This is a genomic window from Weizmannia sp. FSL W8-1119 (assembly GCF_038008605.1).
In the GTDB taxonomy this organism is placed as follows: Bacteria; Bacillota; Bacilli; order Bacillales; family Bacillaceae_C; genus Weizmannia; species Weizmannia coagulans.
Genome location: NZ_JBBOZL010000001.1, coordinates 2,124,070 through 2,136,633 on the forward strand (window position 1 = coordinate 2,124,070; position 12,564 = coordinate 2,136,633).

At 46.0% G+C, this 12,564-nt stretch carries 11 protein-coding genes; 4 read left to right on the top strand and 7 right to left on the bottom strand.

What is annotated here, in order from left to right; all coding sequences use genetic code 11:
* Positions 1-61: 61 nt before the first annotated feature.
* Positions 62-967, bottom strand: a complete 906-nt coding sequence (locus tag NSQ19_RS10495; RefSeq protein WP_328013482.1) for a DMT family transporter — start codon at positions 965-967, stop codon at positions 62-64.
* Positions 968-1,057: 90 nt separating this feature from the next.
* Between NSQ19_RS10495 and NSQ19_RS10500 the strand changes: the two genes are divergently transcribed.
* Positions 1,058-1,747, top strand: a complete 690-nt coding sequence (locus tag NSQ19_RS10500) for an MgtC/SapB family protein (protein WP_029142729.1) — start codon at positions 1,058-1,060, stop codon at positions 1,745-1,747.
* A 135-nt stretch (positions 1,748-1,882) separates the two neighbouring features.
* Here the strand turns inward: NSQ19_RS10500 and NSQ19_RS10505 are convergent, their stop codons facing one another.
* From NSQ19_RS10505 to NSQ19_RS10525, 5 genes are all read right to left on the bottom strand, one after another.
* Positions 1,883-2,950 carry a DUF1646 family protein gene (locus tag NSQ19_RS10505; protein ID WP_340702819.1) on the bottom strand — a complete coding sequence of 356 codons (1,068 nt, stop codon included), beginning with the start codon at positions 2,948-2,950 and terminating at the stop codon, positions 1,883-1,885.
* Positions 2,951-3,678: 728 nt separating this feature from the next.
* Positions 3,679-3,900 carry a hypothetical protein gene (locus NSQ19_RS10510; RefSeq protein ID WP_340702820.1) on the bottom strand — a complete coding sequence of 74 codons (222 nt, stop codon included), beginning with the start codon at positions 3,898-3,900 and terminating at the stop codon, positions 3,679-3,681.
* A gap of 221 nt (positions 3,901-4,121) precedes the next feature.
* Positions 4,122-6,533: a heavy metal translocating P-type ATPase gene (locus NSQ19_RS10515; RefSeq protein ID WP_340702821.1), complete on the bottom strand. Its 2,412-nt coding sequence runs from the start codon at positions 6,531-6,533 to the stop codon at positions 4,122-4,124.
* A gap of 93 nt (positions 6,534-6,626) precedes the next feature.
* Complete coding sequence (gene copZ / locus NSQ19_RS10520) at positions 6,627-6,833, bottom strand: copper chaperone CopZ (RefSeq protein WP_014097626.1); 207 nt, start codon at positions 6,831-6,833, stop codon at positions 6,627-6,629.
* A gap of 15 nt (positions 6,834-6,848) precedes the next feature.
* A complete protein-coding gene (locus tag NSQ19_RS10525; RefSeq protein ID WP_014097625.1) occupies positions 6,849-7,196 on the bottom strand; it encodes a metal-sensitive transcriptional regulator in 348 nt (115 codons plus the stop codon).
* Positions 7,197-7,408: 212 nt separating this feature from the next.
* Here NSQ19_RS10525 and NSQ19_RS10530 point away from each other — a divergent pair, with 212 nt between their 5' ends.
* The gene (locus NSQ19_RS10530) at positions 7,409-8,824 is read left to right on the top strand and encodes an ISLre2 family transposase (protein WP_340702407.1); all 1,416 of its coding nucleotides are present in this window, start codon (positions 7,409-7,411) and stop codon (positions 8,822-8,824) included.
* Between the two features lie 1,330 nt (positions 8,825-10,154).
* Here the strand turns inward: NSQ19_RS10530 and NSQ19_RS10535 are convergent.
* Positions 10,155-10,565, bottom strand: a complete 411-nt coding sequence (locus tag NSQ19_RS10535; protein WP_328013486.1) for an Lrp/AsnC family transcriptional regulator — start codon at positions 10,563-10,565, stop codon at positions 10,155-10,157.
* A 106-nt stretch (positions 10,566-10,671) separates the two neighbouring features.
* Here NSQ19_RS10535 and NSQ19_RS10540 point away from each other — a divergent pair, with 106 nt between their 5' ends.
* Together NSQ19_RS10540 and NSQ19_RS10545 are read left to right on the top strand one after the other, a co-directional pair.
* Positions 10,672-11,091, top strand: a complete 420-nt coding sequence (locus NSQ19_RS10540) for a carboxymuconolactone decarboxylase family protein (protein ID WP_019720161.1) — start codon at positions 10,672-10,674, stop codon at positions 11,089-11,091.
* 280 nt (positions 11,092-11,371) lie between these two features.
* Positions 11,372-12,559, top strand: coding sequence for a M20 family metallopeptidase (locus NSQ19_RS10545; protein WP_017551014.1), 1,188 nt, complete (start codon positions 11,372-11,374; stop codon positions 12,557-12,559).
* Positions 12,560-12,564 lie beyond the last annotated feature (5 nt).

Genomic DNA, 12,564 nt, shown 5'->3' on the forward strand with positions numbered 1-12,564 from the left:
CACGGGGTGCACGAAGCGTTTCAACGCTCGCAAGTGCGGCGAAGTCTTAAGCGTTCCGGGGCTAACGGGCCGGTTCGCTTTTTTCATTCAGCCTGACAGCGCGGCGGTTTTCAGCATGATCCCGGGCCAAAAAATAGGCAATGCTCAGCAAAATGATGATCCCGCCAATTGCCTGGAACCAGGATATTTTTTCACCAAAAAGCAAATATGCCAAAATGGCTGCGCCTACCGGTTCAAATAAGATCGCGACAGAAACAACCGATGCACTGATCCATTTGATAACCCAGCTAAAAACAGAGTGCCCGGCAAGCGTTGGCAAAACGGCCAATAGGAGAAAACAGATCCAGTTGCGGGCGGAATACGGGTAAAAAGCTTCTCCTGCAAAAAGCACATAGAAAAACAGCACCATCGTTGATGCGAGGTAGACGATAAATGTGTATGGAACTACATCTGCCCTTTTCCGCACGTACTGGCCGATCATCATATAAGCTGTCACAAAAAGGCAGGAGACGAGCGCCAAAACATCGCCGTATAGCGCTTTTCCGCTGATGAAAAAATCGCCCCAGCTGATCAGGATGCTCCCAAAAATGGAAAATGCAGCACAAACAATCGCCTTAAGAGAGAGCGGTTCCCGGAAAATAAAATAGCTGCCGGCAAATGCAAAAACCGGCTGCAATGTCACAAGGACAGTCGAACTTGCAACCGATGTCAAATCCAGCGATTCAAACCATAAAATAAAATGGAAAGCGAGCAATGCCCCGGAACTGATGGAAAAGAGCAAATCTTTTTTCAGCATGCGCATTTTCGCTTTCTTTCTGGCTGCCAGAAAGATTGGCAGCATGATGATGGTGGTAAAGAATAACCGGTAAAAAGCAATCACACCGGCATCCGCCGTGCTGTATTTTACCAAAATGGCGGAGGATGTGACAGCAAGTACGCCCGCGATTAAAGCAATATAAGGATTCAAATTGCGAATTCTCCTTTTTTTGATTATTTACTTTTATTTTATAGCGCAGAAGCAGCATTGAACAGTATTTTTTACAAGGGGGGAAGCCGGATGGTTTTTGGGGATTTGGAAATTTTATATAAACTGGGAATTACAGCCGTGCTGGGGCTGATTATCGGGCTGGAAAGAGAATTAAAACGGAAACCGCTCGGACTGAAAACCAGCCTTGTCATCTCAATTATCAGTTGCCTCCTTACCATTGTTTCCATTCAGTCTGCCTATCTTTTCAACCATGCCCATAGTGTGCAGATTACAATGGACCCGCTCCGGCTTGCCGCACAAATCGTTTCCGGGATCGGTTTTCTCGGGGCAGGGGTGATTTTAAAAAAAGACAATGACACCATTACAGGCCTGACCACCGCCGCCATGATTTGGGGGGCGAGCGGCATCGGGATTGCTGTCGGGGCCGGTTTTTATATGGAGGCGATTGCCGGCGTCGTGCTCATTATCATCAGCGTGGAAATCATCCCTTATTTAATGGGCAAAGCAGCGCAAACAAAGTTGCGCAATAAAGACCTGATTATAAAAGTTATCGTCCGCAACAGGGATGCCATACCATGCGTCCTCGATGCGATTGAGAAGCAGCAAATTACAATTGAAAATATCCGGATCAAAGATTTAAAAGATCAAACCCATTTAGTCGATTTAAAGGCGCGGGCGAGCTACAAACATACAACGGTGGATGTATACCGCCATATTTCCGGCATGGATGAAGTTGCGGCTGCAGAAGTAGAGAGCTGAATTGAGCTTTTTACTGGGCAAAAACCGCTTGCTTTTCCCGGCCAGGCCCAAGGGTTCCGGATATTCAGCAGCAGCCGGATTTTCTCCATCTTTGCCCCTGCCGGCAAATAAGGACTTCGTTACGAAACCCTTATTTTAAACCAGGAAAAGGATGATCACAAAATAAACGACCATTGCTGCCAGGCCAAGCGGGAATGCAAAGCGCGCATATTCAAGGCTTGAGATTTTTAATTTTCCCGCGGCAATGATATTCGGAATATTCCCCGGCACAAGCATTCCGCCGCTTATCAGCAGGCCCATCAAAATATCTTGAATCGCCTTATCATTCATCGCCGGGCTGATTTCGGCTGCGGCAAGGGTGGCATTATCCAAAACAGCGGAAACCATATTGATCCAATACAGGACACGCGGGCTGAGATCCAGCAAATAGGCTTCAATAAATGGTTCAAATCCTGCCCCGAGCAAAGTGAGCGCCATTACAAACAAGTAAATCTTGAAACTGCGGATGACAATTTCCTTGTATGATTCTGAAGCCGTTTCAGCTTTTAACCCTCCATCCTCCGTGGTGGCCATGCCCGGTTCTTTTCCCGCCGCGGTTTCCATGGCGCTTGAATACTGCCCCGGTTTGACGATCAAAGCAGCCAGCACGCCGAAAACAATGACAGCCGGGATCACTGAAGTGCCGGTAAGTCTCAGCAAGTAAAAAAAGTCTGCATCCAGTTTGCTCACGACAATGGTGGAAAGCGGCTCCCCGATCGGCGTGAGCACAGCCCCGAGGCCAATGGCTAAACAGGCAAGGACAACCAAACGGACTTCCGTCTTCCGGTCAAGCCGCAAAAAACGGATGACCGCTACAAGAATGATGGCGGCAACAATGGCAGTGATGACGCTCGACAGCAAACCGAGTATGATGACAAAGAGCGCAATAAACAAACGAAACGGCATCGCATGGCTGATCCGCCTGATCCCTTTTTCGATCGGTTTCTCAAACCAGCGGAACAAAAGCCCCATCGCAAGCACAGCAATCGTGATATTGAGCGGGTGCAGTAGCGCTTCCTGCACTAGATGCCAGGAAAATGACCGGCTGACAATACAAGCTGCCACGCCCATTACGAACAAAAAGGCTTCCAGATTCCTTTCCACTATTTTTGTAAACGGCAGGCACAGCACCAATAACAAAATAACCGACAATCCCATTACCATCAAACCACTCCCTTTCTTTTCTCTGGAAAGCAAAAAAGCCTGCCACCGCGGGACATACGTATCCCTTGGTGACAGGCTCCTCCTTTAAGACAATCTATTCCATTGTCAAAACCATTCGCGTTTCACGGTAATGCTCTATCTATGATAACATCTATCCCGCATTGGCGCAATGGTGTACATTCCATCAATTGCAAAAAATTTGATCTTCTTTTATCTTAACGGATTGATGATACGAATGATTCATTTCCCAATCATTAGGGTTTGCTGAACGAATCCGATTTGCCAGCAAGCTTTGCCTCAATATTTAAAATCAGGCATCTGCGAAAATGCATGGTGATGCTGAATCAGCTTTCAAGTGCCTGCTTGTTTTTGTTCCACCGGCGCCAGTTCTTTCATAAAGAATACGGCTACGGCCATGGGACATAAAAGTAAAATAGCCCCCGCTAAAACAGGATAGCTTAAATCGATATTCCCTAAAACTTGTGTACCAACATATCCAGCTAATAAGGTGAAAGTTGTCCCGAATACTTGGTTATTAGAAAATACTTTTTCAAACGGATAATCCTATTCTTCCTCACGAATGCTATCTATCATCCATGAATCCACTGTGCCCGATCTTAAAGATTCGCCAGGCAAGGTAAAAATCGCACTTAGAATAAGAAAAACCATATTTCCCCAATCAAAAAACAGCAGGAACAGGCCAATACTCCTGATCACGCAACTGCTAATCAGCGTTTTTTCCTTCCAAAAGTATCCGCAATCACGTTGGACGGGATTTCCGTAATAAAACCAACAATCCAAAAAATGGATAAAAACAGATTAATATCAGCATAACTATCATGGATGGACTTCATATATAAATATAACGTCTCGCCAAACACCATAATCCCCATGTTATACAAAATATTGAACGCATAATAGGTGTTTTTAATTCTTTGAATCCTATTCAAGTTTCATTCACCACTCCCAGGATATCCAATATCATATGAGAAACCGCCGATGCCCGCTATGATTGCTTGCCCGTATGCAATCTTCTCCACAACGAGGGCCGCGGTTAAAACAAACATTGTTAATCCATTTGGACATGTCCATTCTGTCATCAGCAATGAAACAAAAAAGCCGTTATTTTGATCGACCAAAATAACGGCTTATTTATTTTCTATATGTCGTTTTATACCGGCTGCCATTTGCGCAAGAACAGGGTATTGCCCACAACTGACACAGAACTGAAGGCCATGGCAGCTCCGGCCAGGATCGGATTTAACAGCCCGAATGCTGCCACCGGGATCAGAACCACATTGTAAGCAAAAGCCCAGAACAGGTTCTGGCGGATTTTCCGCATCGTTGCCTTCGACAAGCGGATTGTGTTGACAATCCCCATCAGGTCGCCGCGCATTAATGTAATATCAGCGGCCTCCATCGCAACATCCGTCCCGGTTCCAATCGCAATCCCGACATCGGCTGCAGCAAGAGCTGGGGCATCATTGATCCCGTCGCCGACCATTGCGGTGATGTTGCCGGCACGCTTTAATTTTTCAACTTCTTTAGATTTATCTTCCGGTAGCACTTCCGCAAGCACATGGTCTACGCCGACCTGCCGGGCAATCGCTTCGGCAGTGCGGCGGTTATCGCCTGTAATCATGACCGTTTCAATGCCCATTTCTTTCAACATGCGAATGGCTTTTGCCGATGTTTCTTTCACCGTGTCAGCAACGGCAATCAGCCCGGAAAGCGCGCCATCCATTGCAACCAGCATGGCCGTTTTGCCGTCTTCCTCAAGTCTTTCCATTTGGCTGATCACATCATCAATCCGGATACGTGCATCCTGCATCATTTTTTTATTTCCGATCAAAACTTCTCTATCCTCTATTTTAACCCGGATGCCATGGCCTGGTACCGCTTCGAATTCCGCAACATTCGGCAGTTGCAGGTCTTTTTCAGCCGCTTTTTTTACAATGGCTGCACCAAGCGGGTGTTCCGATCCTTTTTCGGCTGCAGCGGAAATGGCGAGCAGTGCTTCCTCTGAAAAACCGCCGTATGGGATGAGATCCGTTACTTCCGGCTCTCCTTTTGTAATCGTGCCGGTTTTATCGAGTACAACAGTCGTAATGCGATGGGCGCTTTGCAAATGCTCGGCGCTCTTAATCAGCACGCCGTTTTCGGCACCGAGGCCGGTTCCGACCATAACAGCTGTCGGGGTAGCAAGCCCGAGGGCGCAAGGGCAGGCGATGACGAGCACAGCAACCATGCTGATGATCGCCGGGGTGAATCCGGCCGCAAAATACGTCACCGCAAATGTCGCCAGTGCAATCAATATGACGATCGGCACAAAAATACCCGAAATCTGGTCTGCCAGATGCTGGATCGGCGCTTTTGAACCTTGCGCCTCTTCCACCAGTTTAATGATCTGGCTGAGCGCCGTATTTTTCCCGACTTTTGTGGCTTTAAAACGGAACGAACCGGTTTTATTCAATGTCGCACCGATGACGGCATCGCCCGCTTTTTTTGAAACAGGCATGCTTTCGCCGGTCAGCATGGACTCATCGACAGAAGAAGCCCCTTCTGTGATGACGCCGTCAACCGGAATTTTTTCTCCGGCGCGGACAAAAAGAATATCGCCGGGGACGACTTCTTCAACCGGTACTTCAATTTCTTTTCCGCCCCGGTTGACTCGAGCCGTTTTTGCCTGCAGGCCCATCAGTTTTTTCATCGCTTCTGATGTTTGGCCTTTTGCCCTCGTTTCCATCAGTTTGCCAAGAACGATCAGCGTCATCACAATGGCGGATGCCTCAAAGTAAAGCATGCGCCCGGAACCGAGGATGGTGAGGACAAGGCTGTATAAATAGGCCGTAGACGTCCCAAGCACAACCAAAACGGCCATATTGGCACTCCCGCCCCGGATTGCATGGTAAGCATCCCTGTAGTAATGGCCGCCGACAAAGATTTGCACGATTGTAGCAAGCAAAAGCTGCAGCCACGGGTTCATATGGAATGAAAAACTGCCGCCGTAATGCATAGCGATATCCGAAATCATTTGCAACAGGAAAAAGACTGAGATAACAGCACCAACTGCAAATTTTATTTTTTGCTTTTTATATGCTTTCTCACGCATCTTCTTTTCATAGTCCGGATCGAGTTCGCCTTTTACTTTTGCGTCATAGCCGGCCTTTTTTACAGCGGCAATCATTTGTTCAGCGCTTGCCTGCCCCGGCAGGTATGTAACACTTGCCGTTTCCGTTGCCAGGTTGACGGCGGCACTCACAACACCGGGGGTTTTTTTCAGCGCCCGCTCCACGCGGTTGGCGCATGCCGCACATGTCATGCCTATAATATTGAGCTGCGCTTTTTCTTCTAATACGCCATAACCCGTTTTCTCCACTTTTTCGATCAAATTTTCGACGGTCGCCTGTTTCGTATCGTATTGAATGGCAGCTTTTTCTGTTGCCAGGTTCACACTTACTTTTTTGACGCCTTCCACTTTTGATAAATTCTTTTCAATCCGGTTGGCGCAAGCTGCACACGTCATGCCGGTAATGCCAAGCGTGACGCTGGCGTCCTTTTTTTCCTGTAGTGATGCGGCCATATCCATTCCTCCTGACGCCTTTTATACCCTCTATAGGTATATTTTTTTGAAAAAAGAGAGCGTGCCCGAAAGCACAGCCCGTTTTGTCCGGATTTACGCTACTTCATAGCCTTGGTCTTCAATGGCTTCTTTTACCTTATCAAGCGTAACTTTATTCGGATCGAATTCAACATCCACTTTTCCTTCTGCCAAATGAACGTCTACATTTTTCACGCCTGACAATTCGCCGACGCTTCCTTTAACCGCTTTTACACAATGTTCGCATGACATGCCTTGTACATTTAAGGTTACTTTTTCCATGATCCATTCGCTCCTTTATTTTCGCATTGTTTTTTGTATGGTTACTAAAAATTCATCCAGCACATCAAGGTCCCCTTCTTGAATCCGTTCCAAGACACAATTTTTCAAGTGGCCCTCGAGCAGGATCTTCGACACGCTGTTTAAGGCAGATTGGATGGCAGCGATTTGGGTAATGACATCATCGCAATAGGTATCTTTTTCGATGAGGCCTTTTACCCCTCTTACCTGCCCTTCAATACGGTTCAACCTGCTGACCAGGTTCTTTTTCACTTTTTCCGAATGGTGGCTTTTACGTTCACTGTGGGCGGGGCAAACGGAAGCTTCATCCCGGGCGGCATCCATCATGATATCCAATTCCTCCATATCCTGGCCTCCTTGTATATGTAAAATATACCTCTCCCCGGTATACTATGTCAATAGAGATGCTCCTATTTCTGAAGCGTACGTCAAATGGCCCGGAAATGTTGTATGTGTAAAATTTTACTCGAAGGGCAGATGAGTGGAAAAAAATGGGAAGACGCTCTATCATTTAAATGTACGCTTGTGGGCGAATACATTTAGAAAGAGGTCTTCCTATGGATATTATATCAATAATTGCTAGATTATTAAAGGATACAAAAAGTCTTATTGAATTTGAAGAACAAGTTAAAATTCTGATCCAGAATGCCTTTACGCAATGGGTTGGGGAAATATTTGAGACGTTAGATAAAACAATTAAGCAAAAAAAGCTGGAGGATGGCTGGGAGTACTGCCGGAGTGATAACAGAAGCATTCAGTTTTTATTTGGAAATGTGACCTTTAAACGTTCACTAATGCATGACCAGAAAGGGAATTCACATTATCCTCTGGATGAATGGTTAGGGCTTTTACCATACCAACGATACAGCCCGTTAGTGGAGTTAAAGGTGGCAGAGTTGGCAAGTGAGAACACCTATCGGGAGGTAGCTGATATTTTAAAAGAATGGACAGCAGTGAGCCTTAGTCACACAACTGTAGGGAACATGGTGAAACACGTAGGGAAAACGCAAGCTGAAGCCGACAAGGCACTTGTAGAAGAGCTAGAAATAGCTGATTCACTACCTGAGGGAAAGAAGGTAGATTACCTGTTTTCCGAAGCTGATGGTATATTCGTCCGGGGACTAGAAAAGAAACAGGGTTTGGAAGTCCACCACGCCATTCTCTATGAAGGATGGGAAACCAATGGCAAAAGAGTCTCTCTACACCATCCCGTTGTTATCATGACGACGAAATCCATCCAGACATTTTGGGATGAAGTCCAAGCTGTAGCAGCCAACACCTATTCCCTAGAAAAAGCTCGTGTCATTACAAATAGTGATGGAGGTGCGGGATACACAGCTGAAAGGTTTCAAACAGCTTTCTCACAGTCGGAATTTCCGGTGCTCAACCAGCTGGATACCTACCACGTTGCACAAGCCATCGTAAGGACATTCGGGGGCGGAAAGAGCGAGATCAAAGAGCAAATTAGAAAAGCGATTAGAACGCATGACCTGGACCAATTCACGTTATATTTGGATACGCATGAAAGCACATTGACGGATGAAAAGAGCCTTAAGAAAGTCAAGGAGTTTCGTTCGTACATCCTAAAAAACTGGGACCGCATTTTTGACTGGAGGGACAAGGTAGAGAACGTACCGGAAGGTGCGAGAGGCCTGGGGGCAATGGAATCAAATCAAAGGCATATCTCATTCAGAATGAAGAAAAGGGGGATGCATTGGAGTAAAGCTGGCGCCGAAGCCATGGTAAAGGTGAAACAGGGCATGCTTAACGGGACATTGCAGGAAACCTATCTGAAACACCGTTCAAGAAGCGCGAGAAAGCAACGGAGCTTGCAACAATCCATCAGGATGTCTCAACTATTCAAGCAGCCTGTACGCCCGTCAGTGGGCGTAAAGCACGGATCAGTTGCCCTGCATTCAAGCCGTTCATCGGCAATGGGACATTTAAGCAAAATATTAGAGCTTTCGTTTTAAGCTTGGCTCAGTGGGGACTGATCGTTGAGGCGCGCGAAATTTACGAGACTCCTGCGGGAAAAGCGAGCCAGGAGAGACCCCGCAGCGAGGTACGAGCGAGGAGGCTCGCCGGCCGCCCGCGGAAAGCGAGTGAATTTCGCGCGCCTCAACATCCCCGTTATCCATCTTTATACGGAAATATTACATCTTTTCCGAAAATTACACCGAGCAAGTAAAGCACGGTAGCCGAAAGTGTACAAAAAGAGTGTCTTGGAATACCCGATATTTAAACCTTGTCGAGAAAAACTTGACACATACGGAAATGTTGATCACCTTTTCAAATAAGCGATCTTGTTTTAAATTGGAACTTGCTGAATAAGCCAAATTCCTAAATTTGGCAAGGATGCTGACAGCTTTGGCATCAATTTAATGCAAGTTTTTTAAAAATGCAGGGAAAAGCTTGCACTCGAAACGCGCCCTATGTGAAGAAAGGTCTTCGTTTTTCCGCGTTTTCTTAACATAGACGGGCTCTATGTTAAGGAAGGCCGCCTTTTTTCCGCGCTTCCTTAACGTAGACGTACCCTATGTGAAGGAAGGTCTTCGTTTTTGCGTGCTTCCTTAACGTAGACTCAAAACAAGCCGCACCTAGGCTCGAAATGTCCTTTTGAACCGGCCAAAAAGACAAAACACGCTGCATCCGGGCCCGAAATGTCTTTTTGAACCTGCCAAAAGGACAAAACAAGCCGCACCTAGGCTCGAAATGTCCTTTTGAACCTGCCAAAAAGACAAAACACGTTGCATCCGAGCTCGAAATGTCTTTTTGAACCTGTCAAAAGGACAAAACAAGCCGCACCTAGGCTCGAAATGTCCTTTTGAACCTGCCAAAAAGACAAAACACGTTGCATCCGAGCTCGAAATGTCTTTTTGAACATGCCAAAAGGACAAAACACGCGGCATCCGGGCCCGAAATGTCTTTTTGAACCTGCCAAAAGGACAAAACAAGCCGCACCTAGGCTCGAAATGTCCTTTTGAACCTGCCAAAAAGACAAAACACGTTGCATCCGAACCCGAAATGTCTTTTTGAACCTGTCAAAAAGACAAAACACGTTGCATCCGAGCTCGAAATGTCTTTTTGAACATGCCAAAAGGACAAAACACGCGGCATCCGAACCCGAAATGTCCTTTTAAGACAAAACACTGCAAGGATGCTGACAGCCTTGGCAAAAATTTAAATGCAAGGGTGTTATAAAATTTGCACTTGAAGCTGATTCAATTATAGAGAAAACAAAATCGAATTTTTAAAGATGGATTCTTCTAGAGCTTACGCAGAATCGGATTCGTTCAGTAAGGCCTAAATTACTTTTGAAAAAATAAAGTTCGTTTTAGAATGTGCAAATAACTGCAATTCATCAATGAATTGCTCTGCGTCTTCAAATGAGTGGAAGCGGGCTTTTAACATAAAGCATGCCTCGCCAGCAATACGATAACAAAAATCGACATTCGAGTACTGGCATATTTGCTTTTTAAAATCCTCGTAACGATTATTTTTAATTGTCGCTTCAATGATGGCTTCAATGGGATATCCCAGCTTTTTTTGGTTCAGTTCAATTGTATAGCGTTTAATGATGTCCTGTTCTTCTAATTGCCGTACCCGTTCTCTCACAGCCGGGGCAGATAGATGAACACGCCTGCTGAGCTCGCTCATTGATAAGCGGCTGTCTTCTTTCAATTCATGTATGATTTGTTCATCAATGAAATCCATTTCTTGAAATTCCTTTCCATTTTTAAATTCAAATCAATCAAATACCTTTTAATCGATATGTAAAAGCTGCATGCTTTATTTTACACTATTTTTGGGAGGGATGAGCATGACACTGATACCATTACATGAAAGAGGGAATACGCCTTTTCAACAATTGCTGGGATATAACGCGTCCATTCTGAAATACTGGAACAAACTCAGCCATGAATTTGAAAAGGATGGCCGGTTGCCAGCGAAGTTAAAAGAAGAAGTCCGGCGTACACTTGCACAAAAAAATGGCTGCCTGTATTGTAAAGCAAAAGGCAAACCGAACCCCGTTGATTATGATGAAAAAACAGCGGTATGTACCGGATTTGCAGAAGCTTTTCTTGCGGGCAAAGGGCAAACCTCTCCAAATGTAACAGCGGTTTTGAAGGAGTATTTAACAGATGCGGAAATAAGTGAGCTGATTGCTTTTATTTGCTTTACAACAGCATCCCAATATTTTGGCGCCCTCATGCAGCTGGGGGAGCGCCAAGATAAGTGAAATTTCCATCAGTGGGAAGTCCCGCTGATGGAACCAATGGTTATTAGAAGACATGCATTGTACGTAATCTTTCCAAAACCAAACTTCTATTTGCGCGGTGACTATTTTTTGCAGCAGGCAACAGAGCCAAAATATTCCGTTCATTTTATACTTTCTTGGAAAAAAGCTAAACATGAAACCAACTTGTTATTGCAATATAAGACTGTGTGATGTTATAATACTCTAAATTCTTTAAATAGATAAAGAAAATAGAAATATAGGATAAGAAAGGGATTCTGATATGGCATTATCTTTGGAAGTTGAAAAAATCGATGCATTGGTCGAACAAGTCAGGGAAGATGTAATCCATTGGCGGAGGCATTTGCACCAAAACCCGGAGCTTTCTTTCCAGGAAGTCGAAACATCGCAATTTATTTACGATACGCTTGCGTCTTTCGGGGGTTTGGCGTTGTCCCGCCCGACAAAAACGAGTGTGGTAGCCCGGCTGAAAGGAGCAAAGCCCGGCCGTGTTTTAGCCATTCGCGCCGATATGGACGCGCTCCCCATTCAAGAAGAAAATGCATTTGATTTCGTCTCAAAGCATGACGGTGTGATGCATGCTTGCGGTCATGACGGGCATACCGCGATGCTGCTTGGGGCCGCGAAAATTCTGGCCGGCTTAAAAGACCAAATCGCCGGTGAAATCCGTTTTCTGTTTCAACATGCCGAAGAACAATTGCCAGGCGGTGCCGAAGAAATGGTCCAAGCCGGTGTCATGGACGGCGTGGACCAGGTGATTGGCGCTCATTTATGGTCACCGCTTGAAGCTGGAAAAATCGAGTTGGTGTCAGGACCGATGATGGCGGCACCAGATGCTTTCTATATCACGATTAACGGAAAAGGCGGACACGGGGCACAGCCGCATTTAGCAATAGACAGCATTGCAATTGGCGCACAAGTTGTAACAAACCTTCAACATATTGTTTCAAGAAATATTGATCCCTTAGATCCCGTTGTTCTTTCCGTGACCCAGTTTATAGCCGGTACTGCGCATAACGTCATTCCCGGTTCGGTTTTCATCAGCGGCACCGTCCGGACGTTTAAGCCGGCGTTGCAGGAAGAAGTGATCCGGCTGATGGAACGCGTCGTGAAAGGCGTAACAGAAGCGCACGGGGCGACTTATGATTTTCAATACGTGAAAGGTTATCGTCCCGTTATTAACGATCCGGAAGTCACGGCAAAGCTGCGTGAAGTACTGGTTGAGACGTTTGGTGAAGATGCCATTCAAGACGGCGTTCCAACCATGGGCGGGGAAGATTTTTCCGGATTCCAGCAAAAGGCACCCGGCACATTCTTTTTTATTGGAGCCGGAAATGCGGACAAAGGCATCGTTTATCCCCACCATCACGCCCGCTTTACTGTGGATGAGGATGTATTGCCTTACGGGGTGAAAGCGTTCGTCGCCGCCAGCCTGACGTTAACTGCCTGAAAAGG